The organism is Labrys sp. 22185, assembly GCF_052045555.1.
Classification (GTDB): domain Bacteria; phylum Pseudomonadota; class Alphaproteobacteria; order Rhizobiales; family Labraceae; genus Labrys; species Labrys neptuniae.
Window position 1 is genome coordinate 106,768 of sequence record NZ_JBQEPH010000008.1, and the last position, 23,362, is coordinate 130,129.

Consider the following 23,362-nt stretch of genomic DNA (forward strand, 5'->3'; position numbering starts at 1 on the left):
GAGAGAAAATGACGGAGCCCAAGTCCCAGCGCGGGCTCCAAATCGCGGACTGAAGATCGATGGCAGGCCATTCCATTCCCCATTTCCAAAATGACCTCGGCTTGAAGGTCATTCGCGTCGGCTCGAAGGAATTCATGTGCCAGGGCGCGAGCGTGCCGTTCGACCACCCCCACATCTTCATCGATCTCGGTTCGGATGACGAGGCGGTGTGCTCCTACTGCTCCACGCTCTTCAAATATGATCCCAAGCTGCCCGAAGGCATGTCGGAGCCGGCGGCCTGCACGGTGAACGCCCACGCCGCTTGAACCGGCCATGGATATCGCGATCGCCGGCGCCGGCATCGGCGGGCTGACGGCCGCCCTGGCCCTGGCCCGGCGCGGCTTTGCCGTCGAGATCTACGAGCGCGCCGCGGCGCTCGAGGAAGCCGGAGCCGGCATCCAGCTCACGCCCAATGCACTCAACGTCCTGTTCGGCCTTGGCCTCGGCCCCGCGCTCGAGGCGCATATGGTGGTGATGGATACGGTGCGTATCCGCAAGGGCGCCACCGGCGGCCTGATCCAGCAAATCCCGCTCGGCCAATGCCGCCAACGCTGGGGTGCGCCCTATGGCGTCATCCATCGCGCCGACCTGCAAGCGGTACTGGTGGCGGCGGTGCGCCAGCGCGGCATCCCGCTGCATCTGAGCCGAGAGCTGCATTCGGTCCGCCAGGACCAGAAGCGGGTTATCCTCTCCTTTGCGGCTGGCGCCCCTGATGTCTCCGCCCGTATGCTGATCGGTGCGGACGGCGTGTGGTCGAAATTGCGGCCCCTGCTCGGCCTCGAACAGCCGCGTTTTGCCGGAAGGCGGGCCTGGCGCGCCGTGATCCCGATGCAGGACGTCCCTGTCCTGTTTCAGGGCCTCATGACCGGGCTCTGGCTCGGCGACAATGCGCATTTCGTGCATTACCCCGTGCGGTCGGGCCAGGCCCTCAATCTCGTGGCGGTGACATCGGCCGAGGATGCCGGCCCCGGCTGGTCGACGCCGCAGCCCCTGCAGACGCTGCTGCCGCATTATGCCGGCTGGGACGGACGCCTGCGCGCTCTGCTCGCCATGGTGCCACAATGGCGGACCTGGCCGCTGTTCGAAGGCCGCGCCGACGGCCGGATCGCCACCGGCCGCATCGCCCTGATCGGCGACGCCGCCCATCCCATGCTGCCCTTCATCGCCCAGGGCGGCGCCGCGGCCATCGAGGACGCGGCCGAACTGGCTGCCCAACTCAGTGGCGCCGACGACAATGATGTTCCCGCCCGCATACAGGAATGGTCGCGCCTGCGCCTGCCGCGTGTCGGCCGGATCCAGGCCGAGGCACGCAGCAATGGCGAACGCTATCACTGGCGCTGGCCCCTCGCCGCCGCCCGCGATCTCGGCCTTTCGGCCCTCGGCGGCCGGCGCCTGCTGGAGCGCTATGACTGGCTCTATGGCTGGAAGCCGACAGAAACGGCTTGAGCCGATACGATTCCGGCCCTAAGCAAGGCCGGCGCTGCGGACGTGGCGAAATGGTAGACGCAGCAGACTTAAAATCTGCTTCGGGAAACCGGGTGCGGGTTCGAGTCCCGCCGTCCGCACCACCCCAGCCGACAAGCTAGGAAAAACCAGGAGGCGAAGCAAAGGGTCATCGCGCTAATAAGAGAGTATAGATTGCTCTTTCGTTTGGCTCGTCTCGTTTATTGCTTGGGACCTTCAATAATTATTCGCTCGGCATAGACGATGCCCTGCATCTATTCGCAGCGATAGGTGACGCTGATGGGACCATTGGCCCGTCTGTAGACTAGCTGGCTCTGGGTAACGCTGACGACGGTGACCGGGATTGACCCGTTGGAACTCTGGACGATGCAGCGTGGGACCATGTTCCAATAAGGTTGCGCAAAGTTGATTGTGCAGGTTGCCGGCCCCGCACGGGGACCCGCATCATTGACCGTGCCAGAATTGTTGGAAGAACCGGGAGACACAGACGAGCCGGCACCGCACAGGGCAGCGCTCGTCGTCGCCAAGCCACGCTTGAAAATCTCCATGTCGTAATAGGTATAGGTGCGTTCCGTACTTTCGATCGGAAACCCACCGGCAGGATCCGTCTCCGTATAGTACGCATTCGCTGGCGGGACGAACCGGGCACCGGGAGAGCGCCACCTTGTCCCATATTCCGTGACCGTGTTGGGCCTCATCCAGAATTGGAAATCCAAGTCCGGGTGATGATAGTTGCTGAAGTAGAAAAAGCCTTTGGTGACCTTAAGGTGCGGCAAGCCAATCTGATTGTTGGCAAAGACGACGTCACTGGTGCGGGAGTTGAGCCTGAAGACACTTTCCACGGTAGCCCCCGCTGCATCCGAAACATAGATGTTGTTGTTCTCCATGCGAATCGAGGTGGTGCCGATGTCAGCTTGGCCCGACACGCCGACATCGCCACCGAACTCGAAAAGGGATTTGTTGTCTGCCCAGTTGCTCGTGGACGGCTTGGGGTAGATCAACCAGAGACCGTCACGGACGATGACGTGGGTTCCCCCGCGCATCTGGACGAATTGGCCGATAGCCTCCCCCGACATGTCTTCGAACTTGAAGAACAGGCCGCCATATCGGCGATCATCGGAGGTCACCGTGATGCAATCCTGGCTATGCCCGCAGCCAGAGTTACGGATGGTAAAGTCTTCAAGGCCGACCGTTCCTGCGGGCTTTCCCGCCACGAGCGACTTCAAATAATATGCCTGGCGGAATGCCTGAACCCCGCTGTCGTAGATCTTGTTCTCGAAGGACGCCGTTCCCTCGTAGTAGAAGCCAATGCCGGTGTTCTTGCGCTCATTATCTGGATTGTAGCACTGGACGCGCGTCAACATGGTACCTTGAGGATCGGTCAACCTCAGGCAGTTGTTGAAGCCAACGACCCTGACATTGTCCAAACGGGTCCAGTTCGCTTTCCTGTCATAGAGCGCCCAAGCCGCACTCGTGGTGGACTGATAGGCCGTGTCCAGGGTGAGATCGATATTGCGAAGCTCAAGGCGAGATCGCTGCGAAGCGCCGGCGCAGTGTTCAATCCCATTGCCGCTATGCTTCACCACTATCTTGGTGACGCCATTATAGGATAACAGACTCTCCCCCTGGATAATTACAGCCTTATCGCAAAGGACCAGAGGCTTGGTGAACGCGATCGTTCCAGGACCGAGTCGAAGAATGACGTCGCCCACGGAAGTCTGGATGGCCGAGGCAATGGCCGCTTCATCAATGTTGTCCGTGAGGGCCTGGGCTCCAGGCAAGACGGCGCGCCATTGCCGGAGAGTCCATCCGGCTGTATTGCGGCCATTGAGATTCATCACCCCGGAGAGCGGGCGGCTGACGCCATCACCCACATATCCATAGCCGCCCAGATCCTTCTCTGTGACTTCTCGCGCCTTGAGAGCTCCTGATGAGCCGCTCAATGTTCCCTTGACATCGGGGCACCCCTGACGCGTGCCTTCGACTACCGTTGCGTTGTTAACGGCCCCAATGCCGGAGCACCGTGAAGCACTGGCAGGGTTCATTTGAAGGACTTGATCGCCACCAGATTGTATCTGCGCGAACGCCGGCCCTGCACATAGAACAACGAGGAGCGTCGCGATGAAGGGAATCATGATGATCGGTCCCTCGATGTCGTGACCATGTTGAAGGTGGTGTAGCGCGCTGAAACGCGACACAAGCAGCTGGTTCCCGCAGATTCGGCAGCGTGCATCTTGTAGGATCTCGCGCCAAAGGTCTCGGAAAGAAAGCGTTCCGCCGTTCCTGTTCCCGCTCGAGAGGATCGCTATCCAAACGAGGAAAAGCATTCCGCCACGAGCCAGGCCATCAACGGCTCGCCTTTCGCGCCCAGTTCTCGCTCGCCCGGCCAGACCAGTCCGTAATGCGTGCCGTCGGCCCAGAAACCGGCGGGCGCGATGAGGCGGCCTCGCTTGAGGTCGTCGGTTGCCAATACCAGCGGGCCGAGGGCCACACCCAGGCCCGCCGAGGCCGCTTCCATCATCAGGAAATGGTGGTCGTAGAAGCGGATCTCCCTCGGGCGCGGCCGGTGGGGATGGCGCGCCAGCCAAGTCGGCCAGGCGTCGGGGCGCGTTCTGGTGCCGAGGCCGATATAGGCGCCCTCCTCGAAATCGGCGAGGCGGTCGGGCACCATCACCGGTCCGACCTTTTCGGCGAACAGGCGCCGGACCTGCCAGGTCTCGGGCATGGCGAAGTCAAGGCGGCGGATGGCGAGATCGATGCGCTCGCGCGCGAAATCGATCGAGCCGCCGCCGACCGAAAGATGCAGGGCGATCGCCGGATGGGCTGCCTGGAAGCCGCCCAGGCGCGGGATCAGCCAGCGCATCGCCACCGAGGGCTCGCAGGACAGCACCAGGGCATCGTCCTGCGTCGCTGCGGCGCGCAGGCTCTGAACGGTGGTGCGCAATTCGCCGAAGAAGCGGTTCACCGTCAGGAACAACGTCTCGCCCGCCGCCGTCAGCTTGAGGCCACGCCCGCTCTTTTCGAACAGTTGGAAGCCCAGTTCCTCCGAGAGCTTGGCGATGCGCCGGCTGACCGCCCCATGCGTCAGCGCCAGCGCGTCGGCGGCAAGGCGCACCGAACCCAGCCGCGCCGTGGCCTCGAAGGCGCGCAAATCATCGAGGGAGGGAATGACGGAGCGATCCATTGGTGATCTAGTATCACCGGTTCCGGCCAGAAACTATCGCTTTTTCCGGGCTCGATTTCCTCGATAATCAAGCCATGCAAACCATTCCCTCCGAAGACGCCGGCTTGGCCGGCAGACTGCAGCCGGATATCGGCTCGTCTGCAGCCTCCCGGCCGCTTGCCATCACCATGGGCGATGCCGCCGGCATCGGGCCCGAGATCATCGCCAAGGCCTTTGCCGAGGGCTGCGGCCCCTGCGTCGTCTATGGCAGCGCCGGCGTGATGACCGATGCCGTGGCCCGCCTTGGCCTGGCATTGCGGGTTCGCAGCATCGCCGAGCCGGAGAAGGCCCGGTTCAACCCTGATGTCATCGATGTCGTCGACGCCTGCGACATCCACGAACCTCCGCCGCTCGGCAGGATCAGCCCGGCCTGCGGCAAGGCAGCCTTCGATGCACTGTTAGCGGCCATCGATGCCGCCAAGGCCGGAACGGTGAAAGGCATCGTCACGGCCCCGATCAACAAGGAAGCGCTGGCGGCAGCGGGCCTGTCCTACCCAGGCCACACCGAGATCCTGGCCGCCCATGGCGGGGCCGCGCGGGTGGCGATGATGCTGGCCAATGACGAGATCCGGACAGTTCTCGTCACCATTCATACCGCGCTGCGCCTTGCCATCGAACAGGCCGATTTCGCAGCGCAGATGGCGGCGATCCGTTTTGCGCATGAAGGCGGGCGGGCGCTCGGCATTCCGGCGCCACGCATCGCCGTCGCCGGCCTCAATCCCCATGCCGGCGAAGGCGGCCTGTTCGGCAACGAGGAGATCGAGATCATCGCGCCGGCCATCGCGGCGGCACGCCGCGAGGGCATCGACGCCAGCGGCCCCTGGCCCGGCGACACCGTGTTTTTCCAGGCCCGGCGCGGCCGGTTCGACGTGGTGGTCGCCCAATATCACGACCAGGGGCTCATTCCGATCAAATATCTCGGGCTGGATCGGGGCGTTAACATCACACTGGGCTTGCCTTTCATCCGCACCAGCCCCGATCATGGAACGGCGTTCGACATCGCCGGACAGGGCATCGCGGATCCTGCAAGCCTCATGACCGCCATCGCCTATGCCCGGCGTCTCATTGCGGCCAAAGCCGATACTGAAAGAGAGAGGGTCTCCTGATGGGTCTTCGCTTCATCTTCATGCTCACCCGCAACGACCAGACTGTCGAGGATGCGGACATGCATCTTCAAACGGCACTGAAACTCGGGATCCGCCATATCGGCTTCAAGGATATCGGCTTGCCGATCGAGCGGCTCAAGGACCTCAGCCGGATGATCCGGGCGGGTGGTGCGACCTCCTATCTCGAAGTGGTCTCGCTCGATCGCGACAGCGAACTGGCCTCGGCCCGGGCCGCTGTCGAGATCGGTGTCGATATCCTGCTTGGCGGCACGCATGTCGAGGAGGTGTCGGCGATCGTAAGAGGCACCCGGATCCGCTACTGCCCCTTCCCCGGCCGCATCAGCGGCCATCCCAGCGTGCTCGAGGGCAGCATCGAGGAGATCGTTGCCAGCGCCCGCAAGCTCGCGGCCCATGAAGGCGTACACGGCCTCGACCTGCTGGCCTATCGCTCAAGGGAAGATGTGCCGGCGCTGATGCAGGCCGTGTGCGCCGCGGTGTCCAAGCCCGTCTACATGGCCGGATCGATCGAGACGCCCAGCCAGATCGCGGCGGTGAAACAAGCGGGCGGCATGGGCTTCACCATCGGAACCGCCGCGCTCGACGGGCGCTATCCGGCCGAGAGCAAGGATGTGGCGGGCCAGCTTGCCGCCATCATGCGGGATGTGGCGGAGATCAACAACCATCTCTCCCCCTATCACAAGCAGAGCCTTACCTCAGCTTTCGGCGCCTTTGCCGACACCGCTTCGCCCCGGATTGCCGGGCGGATCAACGACATCGAGATCAAGCTCGCCAAGGTCGAGGCCGAATCGGGCTGGCATTTCAACGCCAGGGAGGACGCCTTCCTGCTGGTGCACAAGGGCCGCCTGCTCATGCGCTTCCGCGACCGCGACGAGGTCGTCGAGGAGGGCGATTTCATCATCGTGCCGCATGGGGTCGAGCATTGTCCGGAGGCGCTGACCGCCGAATGCCAGATCGTGCTGATCGAGCCGCCGCGCAGCCACGCCTGAACGCTGCGCCGGACTGCAATGCTCAGTCCGCGCTCCCCTCCTCCGCTCGTCCCCTCGCCTCGACGATCGCGGACTGCAGGGTGAACAGGCGGTACAAGGTCAGCGCCGCCTTGTAGGGATCGCCATCGCAGTCGCGGATGATGCCGTCCAAGGCTGCCGCTTCCTCCGCGGTCGCCGGCACGACCTCGTCCGCAAAGAGCACTTTCGGATCTATCGCCATCCCTGCCTCCCATCCTCGACTCAGCGCGAAATTAGCCGGGAAGCCAGGCGTTGGCCAGCATTTTGTTCTTGAATTGTTCTTATTTGAAATTCCGCCGCGCCGGACGAAAAAGCCCGGCGGAGCCGGGCTTCTCATACCGTCGCAGTGCGGTTGATCAGAACTTGTAGCTGATACCGGCCGTAACCGTCGTCTGGTTCCAATCCGCCTTCACGCGGCCATCGGGCGTCGCGTAGCTCTTCTTGTTGAAGTCGCTGTAGCGCACTTCCAGGCGGCCGATCCAGTTCTGGGTGAAGGCGTATTCGGCGCCCAGGCCCACCGTCCAGCCGATATGGGTATTGCTGGAATCAGCACCGGCCGTGGAGAGCTTGGCATTGGCCAGGGCCAGGCCGCCGGTGGCGTAGATCAGGATGTTGTCGAAGGCATAGCCGACACGGGCCCGGGCCGAGCCCTGCCACTCGGTCTTCAGCTTGAGCGTGCGCGCAATGTTGCCGTTGTAAAGGGCATGGGCGCTGCCGTTCAGGTTGGAGTAGTCGATGTCGCCTTCGACGCCGATGACGAACTCGTTGATCTGGTAGTTGTAGCCGGCATGGGCGCCGCCGATGAAGCCGCTGAGATCGAACTTGTCTGCGGTTCTTGACAAGAGTTCCGCCACCGCAGTGGTCGTCGGCGTCACATTCGGAAACAGCTTGCTCTGGTCGTCATTCTCGCGGCCCCAGCCATAACCGGCATGCAAACCCACATAGGGGCCGCTCCAGTTGTAAGGTGTTACCACCGGCGCAACCGGCTCGACGGCCTGCGCGGCCAGGTCGGCGGCATAGACCGAAGTCGAGCAGAGCAAGGCAGAAAGGCCGGCTATGGCGAAGCAAATCGTACGCATCGAATCCCCCTCGTAAAATGCGATACAAGCTATACTTTCAGGGCAAGTAAAAGTCGGTGACATATCGGCAACAGACAAAATTAATTCGGCATCATAGCACCGCCATCGATGATTGCCTTGCCGGCGGATTTGGCCAGGGCTTGCAAGTCCTCGCCCGCTCGTGCTCTGCATCCTGCCATGCGGATCGTCCACGCCACGGCGGTGGATCCCGACCATGAAGAGGCAACAGGAGAAGGGATGAGCGAAAGCACTATCTCGATCACGCTTTGCGGCATCGACCTCGCGCTGATCTATCCCGACGATCTGGACGAAGAGATCTGGCCCTATTTCTGGCATGTCGCCCATGACGGCCAGCCGGAGGCTCCACCCGCGACCTTGCGCCTCTACCGCCAGGCCTCTGGCCGGCTCGAGATCTATCGTGACGGCGCCCTGGTCTGGAAGGATCTGTCCTGGCCGGAGGCCCTGCATCCCCTGCTCGACGAGATCGGCCGCGTGGTGGCCGCGGCGTCCATCCGCCCGGTTCTGCGTGCCGCGGCGGTCGCCTATGACGGCAAAGTGGTGCTGATTGCCGGCCCTCCCGGCTGCGGCAAAACCGGCCTGGCAGCCTGGCTCGTCGACAAGGGCTTCCAGTTCCTCGCCGACGATCTCGTCTGCCTCGGGGATGCGGAGGCGTCCGTGAGGCCGGGCTCGCTCGCCCTCGCGCCGCATGCGCAGGCATCGGCCCGGATCCTGTCTTCGCCGGCCTTCATCGATGCCTATGCCAGCCTCACCCAGGCGGGCGCCGTAATCAAGCCGGAGGCCCTGGCGGAGGGGCATGCGGCCGAGTGGCCCTGCGCCCTCGTCCTCATCCCGCAACGCCACGAGGGCGCCGAACCCGACCTGCAGACGATCTCGACCGACAGGCGCCGCTTCTTTCTCGAACTCGCCCAGCATCCCGACCAGCGCATATCGGCTGCGACCGAAGCCAGGCTCACCGATTTCGCCCGGCAGGTCCCGGTGGTCAGGGCCCGCTTCGGCCGGCCCGGCGACTGGCTCGACAACTTCCTGCGCCGCACGCTCGATGCCGGTCTGCCATCGGCGAATGCGGTCCACCAGCACAAGACCGAGGCGCGCCAGCAACTGGAGGCCGTGGCGGCGGTAACGGCGCGTCCGGTCGGCGACTGGTTCTTCCCCAAGCCGGCCCTCGCCGCACCGCGCAAGTGCCTGAGCATCGGCATGGCGACGTTCGACGACTATGACGGGGTCTATTTCACGCTGCAGGCCTTGCGGCTCTATCATCCCGAAGTCGCCGACGATCTCGAACTCCTGGTGGTCGACAACAATCCGAACGGGATGTGCGGCGACGCCCTGCGACGCCTTGCCAAGGGTTCGGGCGGGTTTCGCTATATTCCGGTATCAGAGAGCATCGGCACCGCCGTACGCGATTTCGTGATGCAGGAAGCCGCTGGCGAGCATGTTATGTGCCTCGATTGCCACGTCCTGCTGGTGCCGGGCGCGTTGGCCAGGCTGCTCGACTATTTCGAGCAGCATCCCGGCAGCAACGACCTGCTGCAAGGACCGCTGGTCAGCGACGACCTCACGAGCCTTTCCACCCATTGGAAGGCGGAGTGGGCCGGGGGCATGTATGGCACCTGGGCGCTCGACGCCGCTGGCAGGGATCCGGAGGCGCCGCCCTTCGACATCCCGATGCAGGGGCTCGGCCTCTACGCCTGCCGCCGCGCGGCCTGGCCGGGTTACAACAAACTCTTCCGCGGCTTTGGCGGCGAGGAAGGCTATATTCACGAGAAATTCCGCCAGGCTGGCGGGCGCGCCCTATGCCTGCCTTTCCTGCGCTGGATCCACCGCTTCGACCGACCGATGGGTGCGCCTTATACGATCAGCTGGCACGACCGTATCCGCAACTACATGATCGGCTTCGACGAGCTCGGGCTGCCAATGGACGAGATGCTGGCCCATTTCCGCGAGCATGTCGGCCCGAGCGCGGAGCCGATCATCCGCAATTGCTGGGAGGAACTGGAACGGCTGCACATCGCGCAGCCGGGCTGATGCCATATCATCCCGAGAAGAGCGAGAAGAGTTGGTACCAACGCCGCGCTTTCAGCGCGCCGATGTCAGCCCTCGGTGCTCTGGGCGATCGGCGGCTGGAAGGCAAGGCCCATGTCCCAGGGGAAATAGATCCAGGTATCCTGGCTGACCTCTGTGATGAAGGTATCGACCAGCGGGCGGCCGAGCGGCTTGGCGTAGACGGTGGCGAAATGCGCCTTGGGCAAGCGGTCGCGCACCACCTTGGCTGTGGAGCCGGTGTCGACGAGATCGTCGACCACCAGGATGCCTTCGCCGCCATTGGCAGCCAGCTTCTCGTCGACGTCCTTGAGCACCTGCAGGCCGCTCTGGGTCTTGTAGTCGTGATAGGAGGCGATGCAGACGGTCTCGATCAGGCGGATGCCGAGCTCGCGCGAAATGATCGCAGCGGGGACGAGGCCGCCGCGCGTGATGCAAACGATGGCATTGAAGGGGCCGCTGCCGGACAAGCGCCAGGCAAGCGCGCGCGCATCGCGGTGGAACTGATCCCAGGATACGGGGAAGGCCTTGTCGGGCTTCGGCGAGTTCATGATCCGGTCCCTAGCAAAAAATTCACCAGCTTCATCCACGGGTGGATGAAGCTGGTGAATTTTGCAAATGTTAAAAATCCTGCAAAGTATGGCTTATCGGGTTTCCGATCCGACGAGCCATAATTTGCGGGTTCGCGGGTCGCTCTTCATAGCGGTGAAATCGAACGGATCAAGCCCAGTTTTCGCCCTTCCACGCCATTTTACGAGCCAATCCCGGAAAAATCGGTGATCAGCGCTTGATGGTGGCGACCATCGCCTCGATGTCGGCCTTGGCGGCAGCGACCTTGGCGGCATCCTTGCCCCGGATCACCAGCTGGGTCTGGAAGCCGGCCGGGCCGAAGGAGGGATAGGAGCCGATCGAGACCTCGGGATGAGCCAGCGCGATCGCCGCAAGCGGCTCGGCGACGGCGCCCTCGCCGATCCCCGGCCCCGGCGAAACGCTGTCGGACAGCGTGATGGCGCCCGTACGCATCCTGAGGATGGCGTTGTCCAGCATGCGCTGCATGATGTTGGGCACGCCCGCCATCACGATGACATTGCCCAGCATGAAGCCGGGTGCCGCGGAGACGGGATTGTCGACGAGCTCGGCCCCATCCGGAATACGCGCCATGCGCAAGCGGGCCGGCGTCAGGTTTGCGGCACCGCCATAGTGCCTGGTCATCACCTCGACGGCGCGCTGGTCGATCTCGATGCCGACCCCGAAGGCCTTGGCGACGGAATCGGCCGTGATGTCGTCATGGGTCGGCCCGATGCCACCCGTCGACAGCACATAGTCATAGCGTACGCGCAGGGCATTGACGGCCTCGACGATACACTCCTCCTCGTCGGGAACGACGCGCACCTCCTTCACGTCCACCCCCGCACCCGTGAGGAATTCGGTGATGTAGCCGATATTCTTGTCCTTGGTGCGACCCGACAAGATCTCGTCGCCGACGACGAGAATGGCGGCCGTCACGGATACCGGAGAGGCTTGCTCGGGATTTGCAGAGAGCGTTTCCATAGGCATTTCCGAATGATGTCGCTGTCGGGTTCCGGCGGGTTGCGGCCGGCCGTCACTCGATGACAATACGCGGCGGCTGGCGTTGATCAACACCCTCCCCCGACAGACCGGCCCAGACCTGCGCCGCGATCCGGCGATAGATGCCGGCCTCGGCACTGTCCGGCAAGGTCGCAGTCACCGGCCTGCCGGCATCCGAGCGTTCGCGCACCTCCATGGACAGAGGCAGTTCGCCGAGGAAGGGCACGCCGAGCTTCTCGGCCTCGCGCCGTGCCCCGCCATGGCCGAAGAGATGGCTGACATGGCCGCAATTGGGGCAGGAGAAGGTGGACATGTTCTCGATGATGCCGAGGATCGGCACGTTCACCTTCTGGAACATGCCGACGCCGCGCCGGGCGTCGATCAAGGCAAGATCCTGCGGCGTCGAGACGATCACCGCGCCGGCCAAAGGCGTGTTCTGCGCCATGGTGAGTTGCGCATCGCCCGTACCCGGCGGCATGTCGACCACCATGACGTCGAGTTCGCCCCAGACGACATCGCGCAGCAGCGTGGTGAGCGCCGACTGCACCATCGCGCCACGCCAGATCATCGCGGTCTCCTGGTCGACCAGGAAGCCGATCGACATCGCCTTCACGCCATAGGCTTCGAGCGGGATGATTTTCTTGTCGGCATTCTGTTCGGGCTTGTCGGTCAGGCCGAGAAGTTTTGGAACAGATGGTCCAAATATATCGGCATCGAGCAGCCCGACGCTCAGCCCCTGCGCTGCGAGGGCAATGGCGAGGTTGCAGGCGGTCGTCGACTTGCCGACTCCGCCTTTGCCGGAGGCGACGGCGACGACGCGCTTCACGCTGGGCAGCACGGGCGGCCGCTGCTGCGGCGCATTGTGCGCGGCAGCCTGCGCCCGCGGGCCCGGCGGCTCCTGGCGCGCCGTGCCGGCCGGCCGCTCGGCCGTCAGCCCCACCAGGACATTGGTGACGCCGGGAAGGCCGCGTACGGCACTCTCCGCCGCAGCACGCACCGGTTCCATGGCCCGCGCCTCGGTGGGATCGATGGCAATGGCAAACATCACCTTCGAACCATCGATGCGGATTTCGGTCAGCCGGCCGGTCGAGGGCAATGATTGGCCGCTTGCCGGCAGCTTGACGAGTTCGAGGGCGCGGATGACATCGGCTGGCGTCAGGGACAAGGAAAAATCCTCACGAAGCAAGGGAAGGCTGCAGCAGTGCGGCCCCGGAAGTTGCCCTCAAAATTGGGGACTACGGCCGGGTCATGCAACCACCGCTGACCTTGGATCGTAGGATAATAGGGCTCGCCCGTACGATTCTCCTATCGGACAGATTGCAGCAAGGGCACCCGGGGCAGGCCCGGCCACGCAAGGGGCAGGAAACAGGGGTTCGCAGGACCGCCTATAAACCAAAAGCAGCTTGACCACGACACGCGCCAGCGAGACATTCCACGCCGTCATGTCCGTTCAGGGTCGGGGGACGCTTGGGCAGCACCATGCGGCTTTGCCAGCGGGTGCCTGCATTCCAGGAGTGACCGGCGATGCCTGTCATCGACCTCGATGTCATCCGCAATGCTGAAATCCATGACGAGCCCTACCGCCACATCATCGGCGAGGGTTTTCTCCAGAAGAACAAGATCCCGTCGCTTCGGCAGGACTTTCCGGCCATCGACAAACCCGGCTTCCTGACCGTTTCCGACATTGCGCTACGAGGCAGCTTCCGGGAGCTGGTCGAGGAACTCGAAAGCAGCGCGATGGCCCAGTCCCTGTCCGAGAAGCTCGGCCTCGATCTCGATCCCCTGCCCCGGCTGACGACGATCCGCCGGCTTTCGCAACTCAAGGACGGGCGCATCCATACCGACAGCGAAAGCAAGCTCGCCACCTTCCTGGTCTATATGAACGATGGCTGGAAGGAAGGTGAAGGCGGATGCCTGCGCGTGCTGAACGGGCCTGACAATTTCGACGACATGACGGCCGAGATCTCGCCCGTCATGGGCTCCTGCTTCGGCTTTCGCCGGGCCGCCAACTCATGGCACGGCCACAAGCCCTTCGCAGGCGAGCGGCGCGTCGTCCAGATCACCTGGCTTAAGGATGCCGGCGAACTCGAACGCAAGAAGAAGCGCAACAGCGTGGCCCAGTTCTTCAAGGGCATCTTCGGGCGTTGAGGGCATTCTCCAGAAAGGCCGGCAGGCTTTCCGTTCGAGAAACGGCGCGAGAACAAGGAGCTCGAGCAGGGTCGGATTCGAAGAAGACGTACCTCGCTCCAAAGACGCAGCATCGGAAGATGCCAGCCCCTCTCCCGGCCGCCGCGCAAGTGCCCTCAGGCAGCGCTGCGCGCAATCAGCGCAAGCATGAACAGCACCATGGCGAGCGCCGAAGCCGCGGTCCTGACGCTGTTCCAGAATGTCCAGTCCACCAGATAACGCTGCCAGAGTTCCCCGGCCTCGATCGTCTCCGGCTTGACCACGGCGATGGCATCGTTGAGCGGTACGTTCAGAGCCATGGTCACGCCGATGCAGGCGATAAGATAGACCAGGCTGCCAAGCAGCAGCAGTTTGCCGCTCCACTCTCCCAGCCAGAGCCAGGAACCCAGGGCAAGTCCGAGACAAAGCACCGCCGTGCCCATGAAGGCCAGCATGAAGCCGGGATTGATCACGGTGACGTTGATCGCCTGCATCGCCGCGATGCCGCTCGCCGGAGCGACGCGGCCAAGCGCCGGCATGACGAAATTGGAGAAGGCGAAGAAGATGCCGGCGACTACGCCGCTGCCGACGGCAGCGATGAACGTGGTGACGTAGAGGCTGCGCTCAAGCATGGCTTCCTCCCCAGATGCCGGTGGCGGCAGTGCGGGCGACATAATCGGCGAAGCGGCGCGGCTGATGTCCCAGAGCGCGTGCGACGCCGTCGGCAATCGGCTCGTTGCGGCCGTCGAGCACGGTAGAGAACAGATAGGTGACGAGATCGACGACCTCCGGCGGCAGGCCCTGCTCGACCAGGCCGGCGCGATAGGCCTCCTGGGAAACCGGCACATAGTCGATGCGGCGTCCGCAAGCCTCGGCAATCGCCGCGATGGCCTGCTGGAAGGTCAGGGCTTCAGCACCGGTGATCTCATAAAGCTGGTGGGAATGCCTGGCATCCGCAAAGGCGGCCACTGCGATTTCGGCGATGTCGTCGGCATCCACGAAAGGCTCCGGGGCGAGCGTGTCAGGCAGAACAATCTCCCCCGCCAGGATGGCGTCGAGGAAGAAATTCTCGCTGAAATTCTGGAAGAACCAGCTGCAGCGCAGGATCGTCCAATCGAGGCTGGTGGCCCGCAGCGCCTCTTCCGCGTCCTGGGCCTCCGGCTCACCCCGCCCGGACAGCAGCACGATCTTGCCGACACCGGCCGCCCTGGCTTCGGCGAAGAACCGGCTCACTGCCGCGACCGCTCCGGGCAGGGCGAGGTCGGGCTGATAGGCGACATAGACGGCGGCGATACCGTCAAGGGCGGCGGCCCAGCCTTCCGGCCTTTCCCAATCGAAGGCCGGCTGCGCCTTGCGCGAGCCGAGGCGCACCGTCCGCCCTGCCTTTTCCAGCCCTTCGACAACCCGGCGCCCCGTCTTGCCGGTTCCGCCCAACACCAGCACTGCGCCCTTGGACCAGTGATCATTTGCCATTTCGACCTCCCGCTGATAAACATGAGTAATTCTCATATTTGAGAATGTGATAATTACTCATGTTTTCGCTGTCAAGCCATGCCTGCAAAAAGATCTCCTGCCGCCTCCCCCGCAGAGGCAAGTACAGCAACCCTTCCCCGGCGCGCGCCGGTCCAGCAGCGCAGCCGCGAACGCATGGACAGGATCCTGGCGGTGGCAACGGCAATGATCGGGGTACGCGGCAGCGACCAGTTGAAGATGGGCGAGGTCGCCGAACAGGCCGGCATCTCCATCGGCTCGCTCTACCAATATTTCCCCGACAAGAGCGCCATCATCCGCAGCCTCGCCGAGCGCTGCAGCGCCGAGAGCCGCCGCTGTATCGAAGACGCCCTGACACCAGTTCAATCGCTGGCGGAGCTGGAAGCGGCCTATGGTTCGCTGATCGACGTCTATTACGACATCTACCGGGCCGAGCCGGTGATGCGCGACATCTGGTCGGGCACGCAGGCCGACAAGCAGCTCGCGGCCCTCGAACTCGCTGAAAGCCGCATCTGCGGCGGCATGCTGGCCGATGCCATGGCGCGGGCCCACGGGGCGGCGGATGCTTCAACCTATGCCGCCACCGCTTTCACGATCTGGCAGCTCGGGGAGGCAACCATGCGCCTGGCGGTCTCGGTGGACGAAAAGGAAGGAGCGGCCATCGTAGCGGCCTTTCGCCGGATGACTTTGCGGGAAATCCTGGCACCAGCGCGGTCATAGCTTCTGGGATCGCGGACGTCCTCGCCCGCATCTGGAAACATTGCGGGTGATGACAACGAAGTTGCAGGCTGGAAGCCCATAGGCGCTAACTTAAGTTGAGAATGCGCCGATTTCTTACCCTCCCCTGGAGGGGGAGGGTAAAGGGCCCGCACCTCATCCGCAAAGTTAGCGCCTATGGGCTGGAAGCCTGCGATCCCAAGACGATCACAAGGCAGCCATGCGATATTCAGAATTCTCTTTCCTGTCCGCATCCCCAGATGGCATAAGAATCCTACATGTCTAATCAGGTAGTTTCATGAGCTTCATCGACGCAGAACTGTCTCCCCAGCGCAAGAACGGCCAGATCAAGATCCATGGTCCGGAGGCCTTTGCCGGCATGCGCGCGGCAGGCAGGCTTGCGGCCCAGGGGCTGGACCTGATGGTGGACGCGGTCAAGCCAGGCATCACCACCAACCAGCTCGACCGGATGCTGTTCGAATTCGCGATGGACAACAAGGCCTACCCGGCCACCCTGTTCTATCGCGGCTATCGCAAGTCGAGCTGCATTTCGCTCAACCATGTGGTCTGCCACGGCATCCCGGACGACAAGCCCCTCCAGGATGGCGTCATCCTCAACATCGACTATACCGTGGTGCTCGATGGCTGGCACGGCGACTCCAGCCGGATGTATGCAGCCGGCGACATCGCCCGCCGGGCCGAGCGGCTGATGGAAGTCACCTATGAGGCGATGATGCGTGGCATCAACGTCATCAAGCCGGGCGCGACCACCGGCGATATCGGGTATGCCATCCAGAGCTACGCCGAAGCCGAGCGCTGCTCGGTGGTGCGCGATTTCTGCGGCCATGGCCTCGGCCGCTTGTTCCACGACGAGCCCAACATCCTGCATTACGGCCGGCGCGGCGAAGGCGTGGTGCTCAAGCCCGGCATGTTCTTCACGGTGGAGCCGATGATCAATCTCGGCCGGCCGGACGTGAAGGTGCTCAATGACGGCTGGACCGCGGTCACGCGTGACCGTTCGCTCTCGGCGCAGTTCGAGCACAGCGTCGGCGTGACCGAAACCGGCGTCGAGATCTTCACCCTCTCCCCCGCCGAGTTGAACCAGCCACCCTACGCCAAGGCTGCCTGAATGAAGAAGGGGCGCTCGCCTTTGCCGGACGCCCCCCTTCCCGGCCTGGGCGAAGCACCCCTGTTCCCGTCAGCCGGCGAACCGGTGGAGCCGCACTATCACGGCCATCGCGAGAGGCTGCGCCAGCGCTTTGCCGAGGCCGAGGGCCGGCTGCCCGACTATGAACTCCTTGAACTCCTATTGTTCCGTTCCATTCCGCGCCGGGACGTCAAGCCGCTCGCCAAGGCGCTGATCGCCCGCTTCGGCTCGCTGGCGGAAGTGCTGGGCGCGCCGATCGCCCGGCTCAAGGAGGTCGGCGGCGTCAGCGACGGAGTGGCCGGCGACCTCAAGATCGTCGAGGCGGCCGGCCATCGCCTTGCCAAGGGCGGCATCGCCAAGCGGCCGGTGCTGTCGACCTCGGCGGCGCTCATCGACTATTGCCGCAGCACCATGGCTTTCGCCGAGCGCGAAATCTTCCGCATCCTCTTCCTCGACACCAAGAACGGCCTGATCGCCGACGAGGTGCAGCAGAAGGGCACGGTCAATCATACGCCTGTATACCCGCGCGAGGTGGTGAAGCGGGCGCTGGAGCTTTCGGCTACCGCGCTGATCCTCGTCCATAACCACCCCTCCGGCGATCCTTCGCCGTCCTCGGCGGACGTTTCGATGACGCGCACCATCGCCGATGTCGCCGGGCCGCTCGGCATCGTGGTACATGATCACATCATCATCGGCCGCGACGGCCATGTCAGCCTGAAGGCGCAACGCCTGTTCTGAAGGGTGCCCCGGCACCATCCTCGCCGGAGACGGCCATGCGCACCAAAGCCATGTTCCAGCGCATCGCTCTGATCAAGAAAATCCAACGAATTCCCTGGCAAACGCCCTCGCCCGACCGACCCGGAGCCTGGGGCATTCCCATTCGGCATGGGAGCATCAGGGCCGGATGATGGTGACGCCAAGTGCGCGGAAAGGTTCGACGGCCTGATCGGGCGTATCCTCCTCCACCAGCATCGCGTCGATCTCCTCCATCGTCGCGACCTGAAAGGGCGAAGCCGCTCCGATCTTCTCCCGGGACGCCAGCACCACCGTTTCCGCGGCCTGCCGGCACAGCGCCCGCTTGATGGCCGCCTCCTCGCTGTCACCGGTGGTGAGGCCGATCTCGGCATGGATGCCCGTCACCCCCATGAAATAGATGTCGGCCCGGATGCGTGCGATCGCCTCGGCGGCGACGGCCCCCACGGCGACCATGGAGTGGCGGAACAGCCGGCCTCCGATCAGTTCCACCTCGATGCCGGCATGGCCGGCAAGCTCGACCGCCACGTTCGGACTGTGGGTCACCACCATGGCCTTGAGACCGGGGGCGAGATGGCGCGCGAGCTGTACCGCAGTGGTACCGCCGTCGAGCATCACCACCTGTCCCGGGCGCACCAGGCGCGCGGCCGCCCGGCCGATGGCGACCTTGCCGGCCACCGAAACCTCGCGGCGCTGGACGAGATCGCCCATGGCCGGTGAGGCCGGCAGGGCCCCGCCATGCACACGCTGCAGCAGCCCCTCGCCCGCCAGTTCGCGCAGATCCCGGCGGATGGTGTCCTCCGACAGGTCGAGTTCCCGGCTGACCGCCTTGGCGACGACGCGCCCGTCCCGGCCGAGGACCTCGAGAATATAGGCCTTGCGCTCGCTTGTGAGCATGATGCCGCCGCCTCACGAATTATCTTGACTTCGCACGAAACTGCACGAATTTTGAAATCCATTCAAGGTCGTTCAAGATATTTCGTGCAAAGAGGCTGTCATGAGCGTGGCGGATCGGGTGCGTGTGGAGGATGTCGAACTCCTCTCCGACGATTGGTATGTGCTGAAGAAAACCACGTTTCTCTATCGCCGCGGCGATGGAAGCTGGCAAAGGCAGAGCCGGGAAACCTATGACCGCGGCAACGGCGCCACCATCCTGCTCTACGATCCTTCGCGGCGTACTGTCGTCCTGACGCGACAGTTCCGCTATCCGGCCTTCGTCAATGGCTGGGACGACCTCCTGATCGAGGCCCCGGCCGGCCTGCTCGACAATGCCGGGCCGGAGGAGCGCATCCGCGCCGAGACGGAGGAGGAAACCGGCTTCCGGATCCGCGAAGTCCGGCGCGTGATGGAGGCTTATATGAGCCCGGGCTCGGTGACCGAGAAGCTCTATTTCTTCGTCGCGCCCTACAGCCCGGGCGACCGTGTCGGCACAGGCGGCGGCCAGGCTGAGGAAGGCGAGGACATCGACCTCCTCGAACTCGATATCGACGAGGCGCTGGCGATGATCGCGCGCGGCGAGATCCGCGACGGCAAGACTATCATGCTGCTCTATCATGCCGCCCTGCATCTTTTCGGCAGAGCGGCGGCGGCAGCATGACGCTACAGTTGCGTATTCTCCGGGGAGCGCCGGATCTGGAGTGTCAGGCGCGAAGGCAGGCTGCTCCAGCTACCGATCCGTCTCGATCACGATCTTGCCGAAGGCACCGCGGTCGAGATGATCGAGTGCGGCCGGGAGCTCGGCGAAACCGTAACGCCTGTCGATGACAGGCTGGAGGCCGAGGGTGTCGACGGCCCGCACCAGATCCTCCTGCGCCCGTCGATGGCCGACACCGATGCCCTGGACCGTCAGCCCCTTGAGCATCAGGGGCACGACCGGCGCGGAAACCTCGACGCCTTCCAGCACACCAATGACGGAGATGCGCCCGCCCATCGCCGCTGCCTGGACGGACTGCCCCAGATTGGCGCCTCCGGCAATTTCAAGGATGTGATCGGCACCGCGATCTCCCGTCAAACGATGGGTGGCCTCCACCCAGGCCTCGCGGCTGCGATCGATGCCATGGTCGGCCCCAAGCTCGCGGACCCGCACCAGCTTGTCGGCGCTGCCGGAGGTGACGATCACGCTCGCCCCGGCAGCCTTGGCGATCTGCAGCCCGAACAGCGAGACGCCGCCGGTGCCCTGTACCAGCACGGTCTTGCCGGCCAGGGGAGCTCCGCGCTCCACCAGCGCGAACCAGGCGGTCAGCCCGGCTACCGGCAGGGTGCTCGCGGCAGCATCATCAAGTGTGGCGGGCGCGAAAGTGAACCAGTCCTCGGGAAAGGCGACATAGTCCGCAAGCACGCCTGGCCGCATGCCCCCCAAGGTGCGATAGGGAGGCACCCGGGCCGTACCGTCGTTCAGCCCGTCGATCCAGCCGGGAATGAAGGTGGAGATCACCCGGTCACCCGGCTTGAATCGCGTGCTTCCCTCTCCGACGGCCTCGACGACACCCGCCATGTCCGACGCCGGGGTGAAGGGAAAGGCCAGGGGCTGGCCGAAGCCGGTTTCGATCACCAGCTTATCGCGGTAGTTCAGGGAAACGGCAGCCACTTTGACCAGGACTTCGCCCGCCGCCGGCCGGGGCTTGGCGACATGCTCGAGCACGAGCCGATCGCGCCCTATTGCGTTCATCGACCACCGTTTCATCTGTTCCGTCATGACCGTCTCCATCGAATTCAGGGAGCCGGCACGGTAATGTTGAATTTCATGCACCAGTGGCGATATAATTTCCGATCATTGGTTCCTAGCTATCTACAAGATCGCCCTTGCCATGGTGGATCGTCTCAACGGTGTCTCGGTCTTCGTCGAAGCGGTGGAAGCCGGCGGCTTTGCTGCGGCTGCGCAGCGGCTCAATTTGTCGCGCTCGGCGGTCGGCAAGTCGATCGCCCGGCTCGAAGAACGCCTGGGAGCCCGGCTGTTCCATCGCACCACGCGCAGCCAGGCGCTGACCGAGGACGGCCAGGTCTTCTATGAGCGCTGCCTGAGGGCATTGGCCGAGATCCGCGAGGGCGAGGCCATGCTCGACAGCGGTCGGCGCGACGTCGGCGGCCGGCTGCGCGTCACCATGCCGGCCCTGTTCGGACGGGCCTGCGTCGCGCCGCTCTTGCTCCGGCTCGCCGCCCAGCATCCGGCCCTGGAGCTCGAGCTCAATTTCAACGACAGGCGCGTCGACCTGATCGAGGACGGCTACGACCTCGCCATTCGCAACGGCGCCCTCGAATCCGACGTGAACCTGATCACGCGCCGTGTCGCCCAGCAGCGCATGACCGTGTGCGCCGCCCCTGCCTATCTGCGCGAGCATGGAGCGCCGCTCACCCTGGCCTCCCTCGCCGACCACCACGCCATTCTCTACGGGCGCTCGGGCCAACCCCGCTCATGGCTGTTTCCGGTGATGGGCGGGCCTGCCGTCGAAATCATGCCCCCGAGCCGTTTCATCTTCGACTCCCTCGATGCCGTCGCCGATGCCGCGGTGGCCGGAGCAGGCCTTGCCTGGATGCCGTGCTGGCTGGTGGCCGAGCGTGTGCGCAAGGGCGAGCTGATCCGGGTACTGACCGAACATCCCGGCCTGGTCTTCGACGTGCACGCCCTTTGGCCGCGCTCCCCCGTGCTGCCGCTGCGTGTGCGGGCCGCCATCGACATTCTGGCTGCGAACCTCTCGCGCCTGATGAGCAATGAAGTCGGCCTCTGAAGGCGCAATGCGGGTCATCCGGGAAGAAAACGTTCCGAATTGTCATAGCCAGGCTTGACCCGGCTATCCAGAAGCCTCCTGCGCAACGCGGGGACCCAGGCTGGATTGCCGGGTCAAGCCCGGCAATGACAAAGGTCGAGCAAACACGAGGACACTCAGGTGCACCGCATTGGCCTCTGAAGACGCGCCTTCCCGGACCGATCGCTAATCCTGCCGTTCGCTGCCTTCCAGGTGCGAGAACGCCATCCCCTTGCCATCGGGCGCGAATGGGGTTATCCAGTATTTAATTAACATATTAAGTATCAAGAAATCCAGGTCGATCTTCTCGGCAAGCATGCTTCGAGGCGACAGATCGGGAGCGACAGGAGGAAGCCATGGCAAACCAGGGCTATTCGCAGGGTGATGTCGCCGGCCGAGATTTCGCGATCGACGCGGATATCCAGGCCGTCGGCAATGCGATCCATCGCGTCACGGCGTGGCGGATCATGCCCCTGCTGCTGGCCTGCTACGTCTTCGCCCATCTCGACCGCATCAATATCGGCTTTGCCAAGCTGCAGATGACGTCCGATCTCGGCTTCAGCAACACCGCCTATGGCCTGGGGGCCGGCCTGTTCTTCGTGGCCTATGCCCTGTTCGGCGTGCCGAGCAACATCATGCTCGACAAACTCGGCCCGCGGCGTGGCATCACCCTCATCATGCTCGTGTGGGGAATTCTCTCCGCCTCGACCTTCCTGATCAGCTCCGCCCTGCAGTTCTATGGCCTGCGCTTCCTTCTCGGCATCGCCGAAGTGGGCTTCTTTCCGGGCGTCCTCGTCTACATCAATCGCTGGTTTCCGCAGCGCCGGCGCGGCCAGGTCACGGCGCTCTTCGCCCTTGCCGTGCCGGCCGCCGGCCTGCTCGGCGGCCCGATTTCGGGCAGTATTCTGGAAAGCTTCCACGACATCGCCGGCCTGCGCGGTTGGCAGTGGATGTTCCTGCTCGAAGGCCTTCCCGTCATCGCGCTGGCCTTGGTGGTCTACGCAGCGCTCCCCGACACCGTGCGCGATGCCTCCTGGCTGAGCCAGCCGCAGAAGGAACATCTGATCGCAATCCTCGCCGCCGAACAGAAGCCGACGGCGAATGTCTCGCTGTCCCAATGCCTTCGCGATTCCCGGGTCTGGCAATTGGTCGGCATTTATTTCGCCGTCATGCTTGCCGTGAACACGATCGCTTTCTGGACACCGGCCTTGATCAATGGCGCCGGTATCACCAGCGATATGACGATCGGGCTCCTCAGCGCCATCCCCTATCTGGCGGGCTGCATCTTCATGCTTGCCACCGGCCATTCCTCGGACAGGTTCAGGGAGCGCCGCTGGCATCTTTGCATCCCTCTGCTCATGGCAGCCGGCGGCCTCGGGCTCATCGGCTTCGATCCCGGCAACCCGGTATCGGCCATGGTTGGCCTGACGATCGCCGGCATGGGTGCCAGCACCTCCCTGCCCCTGTTCTGGCAATTGCCGCCCACCGTGATGTCCGCCGCCGTCCTGGCGGCCGGCATCGCCTTGGTGAGTTCGCTGGGCAATGTCGCGGCTTTCCTCGCCCCCTATTTCCTTGGCTGGATGCGCGACGCGACTCAGAGCTCATCGCTCGCGCTCTATTGTCTTGCGGTTCTCATCGCGATTGGTGGCCTCGCCGTCCTGCGCCTGCCGGCTTCGCTCGTGAATCCCCGCTGACCAAAGGCCGAGGACGCATCGACTGCGGCCGAGGCCTCAGCCGCCATTTCAGGCAAACAATGCCAGCAGGGAAGGCAAGATGCCT

23 protein-coding genes and 1 tRNA gene are annotated in these 23,362 nt (G+C 64.0%); 13 read left to right on the forward strand and 11 right to left on the reverse strand.

What is annotated here, in order from left to right; all coding sequences use genetic code 11:
* Window positions 1-59: 59 nt before the first annotated feature.
* The 3 genes from ACTJKX_RS17345 to ACTJKX_RS17355 all read left to right on the forward strand — a co-directional run bounded on the left by ACTJKX_RS17345 (window position 60) and on the right by ACTJKX_RS17355 (window position 1,607).
* Window positions 60-305, forward strand: a complete 246-nt coding sequence (locus ACTJKX_RS17345) for a zinc-finger domain-containing protein (RefSeq protein ID WP_311938901.1) — start codon at window positions 60-62, stop codon at window positions 303-305.
* A 7-nt stretch (window positions 306-312) separates the two neighbouring features.
* A complete protein-coding gene (locus ACTJKX_RS17350) occupies window positions 313-1,485 on the forward strand; it encodes an FAD-dependent monooxygenase (protein ID WP_440725997.1) in 1,173 nt (390 codons plus the stop codon).
* 36 nt (window positions 1,486-1,521) lie between these two features.
* A tRNA-Leu gene (locus ACTJKX_RS17355) sits at window positions 1,522-1,607 on the forward strand.
* Window positions 1,608-1,757: 150 nt separating this feature from the next.
* Here the strand turns inward: ACTJKX_RS17355 and ACTJKX_RS17360 are convergent.
* Window positions 1,758-3,638, reverse strand: coding sequence for a hypothetical protein (locus tag ACTJKX_RS17360; protein ID WP_440725998.1), 1,881 nt, complete (start codon window positions 3,636-3,638; stop codon window positions 1,758-1,760).
* A gap of 170 nt (window positions 3,639-3,808) precedes the next feature.
* Window positions 3,809-4,687 (reverse strand): LysR family transcriptional regulator, encoded by an 879-nt coding sequence (locus tag ACTJKX_RS17365; RefSeq protein ID WP_440725999.1) that lies wholly within the window; start codon window positions 4,685-4,687, stop codon window positions 3,809-3,811.
* 74 nt (window positions 4,688-4,761) lie between these two features.
* Between ACTJKX_RS17365 and pdxA the strand changes: the two genes are divergently transcribed.
* Together pdxA and ACTJKX_RS17375 are read left to right on the forward strand one after the other, a co-directional pair.
* A complete protein-coding gene (pdxA, locus tag ACTJKX_RS17370; protein WP_440726000.1) occupies window positions 4,762-5,832 on the forward strand; it encodes a 4-hydroxythreonine-4-phosphate dehydrogenase PdxA in 1,071 nt (356 codons plus the stop codon).
* Window positions 5,832-6,839 (forward strand): cupin domain-containing protein, encoded by a 1,008-nt coding sequence (locus tag ACTJKX_RS17375; protein WP_440726001.1) that lies wholly within the window; start codon window positions 5,832-5,834, stop codon window positions 6,837-6,839. Before pdxA ends, ACTJKX_RS17375 begins: the two co-directional genes overlap by 1 nt.
* Window positions 6,840-6,861: 22 nt before the next feature.
* On the opposite strand, the gene ACTJKX_RS17380 is transcribed toward ACTJKX_RS17375, so the two are convergent.
* Both ACTJKX_RS17380 and ACTJKX_RS17385 read right to left on the reverse strand, forming a co-directional pair.
* Window positions 6,862-7,059, reverse strand: a complete 198-nt coding sequence (locus ACTJKX_RS17380; protein ID WP_311938888.1) for a hypothetical protein — start codon at window positions 7,057-7,059, stop codon at window positions 6,862-6,864.
* Between the two features lie 154 nt (window positions 7,060-7,213).
* Entirely contained in the window at window positions 7,214-7,936 is a 723-nt protein-coding gene (locus ACTJKX_RS17385) for an outer membrane protein (RefSeq protein WP_440726002.1), read from the reverse strand.
* Between the two features lie 237 nt (window positions 7,937-8,173).
* On the opposite strand from ACTJKX_RS17385, the gene ACTJKX_RS17390 reads away from it, so the two are divergent.
* Window positions 8,174-9,982 (forward strand): glycosyltransferase, encoded by a 1,809-nt coding sequence (locus tag ACTJKX_RS17390; RefSeq protein ID WP_440726003.1) that lies wholly within the window; start codon window positions 8,174-8,176, stop codon window positions 9,980-9,982.
* A 65-nt stretch (window positions 9,983-10,047) separates the two neighbouring features.
* Here the strand turns inward: ACTJKX_RS17390 and gpt are convergent, their stop codons facing one another.
* The 3 genes from gpt to ACTJKX_RS17405 form a co-directional block, all read right to left on the reverse strand.
* Window positions 10,048-10,548, reverse strand: a complete 501-nt coding sequence (gpt, locus tag ACTJKX_RS17395) for a xanthine phosphoribosyltransferase (protein ID WP_105862778.1) — start codon at window positions 10,546-10,548, stop codon at window positions 10,048-10,050.
* Between the two features lie 229 nt (window positions 10,549-10,777).
* The gene (locus ACTJKX_RS17400; RefSeq protein WP_440726004.1) at window positions 10,778-11,548 is read right to left on the reverse strand and encodes a competence/damage-inducible protein A; all 771 of its coding nucleotides are present in this window, start codon (window positions 11,546-11,548) and stop codon (window positions 10,778-10,780) included.
* Window positions 11,549-11,600: 52 nt separating this feature from the next.
* Window positions 11,601-12,731 carry an Mrp/NBP35 family ATP-binding protein gene (locus tag ACTJKX_RS17405; RefSeq protein ID WP_440726005.1) on the reverse strand — a complete coding sequence of 377 codons (1,131 nt, stop codon included), beginning with the start codon at window positions 12,729-12,731 and terminating at the stop codon, window positions 11,601-11,603.
* A 359-nt stretch (window positions 12,732-13,090) separates the two neighbouring features.
* Here ACTJKX_RS17405 and ACTJKX_RS17410 point away from each other — a divergent pair, with 359 nt between their 5' ends.
* The gene (locus tag ACTJKX_RS17410; RefSeq protein ID WP_367626690.1) at window positions 13,091-13,714 is read left to right on the forward strand and encodes a 2OG-Fe(II) oxygenase family protein; all 624 of its coding nucleotides are present in this window, start codon (window positions 13,091-13,093) and stop codon (window positions 13,712-13,714) included.
* 155 nt (window positions 13,715-13,869) lie between these two features.
* Here the strand turns inward: ACTJKX_RS17410 and ACTJKX_RS17415 are convergent, their stop codons facing one another.
* Both ACTJKX_RS17415 and ACTJKX_RS17420 read right to left on the reverse strand, forming a co-directional pair.
* A complete protein-coding gene (locus ACTJKX_RS17415; RefSeq protein ID WP_367626691.1) occupies window positions 13,870-14,364 on the reverse strand; it encodes an anthrone oxygenase family protein in 495 nt (164 codons plus the stop codon).
* Window positions 14,357-15,205, reverse strand: a complete 849-nt coding sequence (locus tag ACTJKX_RS17420) for an NmrA family NAD(P)-binding protein (protein ID WP_367626692.1) — start codon at window positions 15,203-15,205, stop codon at window positions 14,357-14,359. The genes ACTJKX_RS17415 and ACTJKX_RS17420 overlap by 8 nt, the downstream gene beginning before the upstream one ends.
* A 174-nt stretch (window positions 15,206-15,379) precedes the next feature.
* On the opposite strand from ACTJKX_RS17420, the gene ACTJKX_RS17425 reads away from it, so the two are divergent.
* From ACTJKX_RS17425 to radC, 3 genes are all read left to right on the forward strand, one after another.
* Complete coding sequence (locus ACTJKX_RS17425; RefSeq protein WP_440726006.1) at window positions 15,380-15,943, forward strand: TetR/AcrR family transcriptional regulator; 564 nt, start codon at window positions 15,380-15,382, stop codon at window positions 15,941-15,943.
* A 295-nt stretch (window positions 15,944-16,238) separates the two neighbouring features.
* Complete coding sequence (map, locus tag ACTJKX_RS17430) at window positions 16,239-17,069, forward strand: type I methionyl aminopeptidase (RefSeq protein WP_415085750.1); 831 nt, start codon at window positions 16,239-16,241, stop codon at window positions 17,067-17,069.
* Window positions 17,070-17,825, forward strand: a complete 756-nt coding sequence (gene radC, locus ACTJKX_RS17435) for a RadC family protein (RefSeq protein WP_440726007.1) — start codon at window positions 17,070-17,072, stop codon at window positions 17,823-17,825. It abuts the gene before it with no gap.
* Between the two features lie 156 nt (window positions 17,826-17,981).
* Here radC and ACTJKX_RS17440 read toward each other — a convergent pair whose 3' ends face one another.
* On the reverse strand, window positions 17,982-18,737 hold the full coding sequence (locus tag ACTJKX_RS17440; RefSeq protein WP_440726008.1) for a DeoR/GlpR family DNA-binding transcription regulator: 756 nt from the start codon (window positions 18,735-18,737) through the stop codon (window positions 17,982-17,984).
* Between the two features lie 100 nt (window positions 18,738-18,837).
* Here ACTJKX_RS17440 and ACTJKX_RS17445 point away from each other — a divergent pair, with 100 nt between their 5' ends.
* Window positions 18,838-19,437, forward strand: a complete 600-nt coding sequence (locus tag ACTJKX_RS17445) for an NUDIX domain-containing protein (RefSeq protein WP_311938862.1) — start codon at window positions 18,838-18,840, stop codon at window positions 19,435-19,437.
* A gap of 69 nt (window positions 19,438-19,506) precedes the next feature.
* Here the strand turns inward: ACTJKX_RS17445 and ACTJKX_RS17450 are convergent, their stop codons facing one another.
* Window positions 19,507-20,535 (reverse strand): zinc-dependent alcohol dehydrogenase family protein, encoded by a 1,029-nt coding sequence (locus tag ACTJKX_RS17450; RefSeq protein WP_440726009.1) that lies wholly within the window; start codon window positions 20,533-20,535, stop codon window positions 19,507-19,509.
* A 115-nt stretch (window positions 20,536-20,650) separates the two neighbouring features.
* On the opposite strand from ACTJKX_RS17450, the gene ACTJKX_RS17455 reads away from it, so the two are divergent.
* Together ACTJKX_RS17455 and ACTJKX_RS17460 are read left to right on the forward strand one after the other, a co-directional pair.
* Complete coding sequence (locus tag ACTJKX_RS17455) at window positions 20,651-21,565, forward strand: LysR family transcriptional regulator (RefSeq protein ID WP_440726082.1); 915 nt, start codon at window positions 20,651-20,653, stop codon at window positions 21,563-21,565.
* A 374-nt stretch (window positions 21,566-21,939) separates the two neighbouring features.
* Entirely contained in the window at window positions 21,940-23,277 is a 1,338-nt protein-coding gene (locus ACTJKX_RS17460) for an MFS transporter (protein WP_440726010.1), read from the forward strand.
* The last annotated feature ends 85 nt before the right edge of the window (window positions 23,278-23,362 follow it).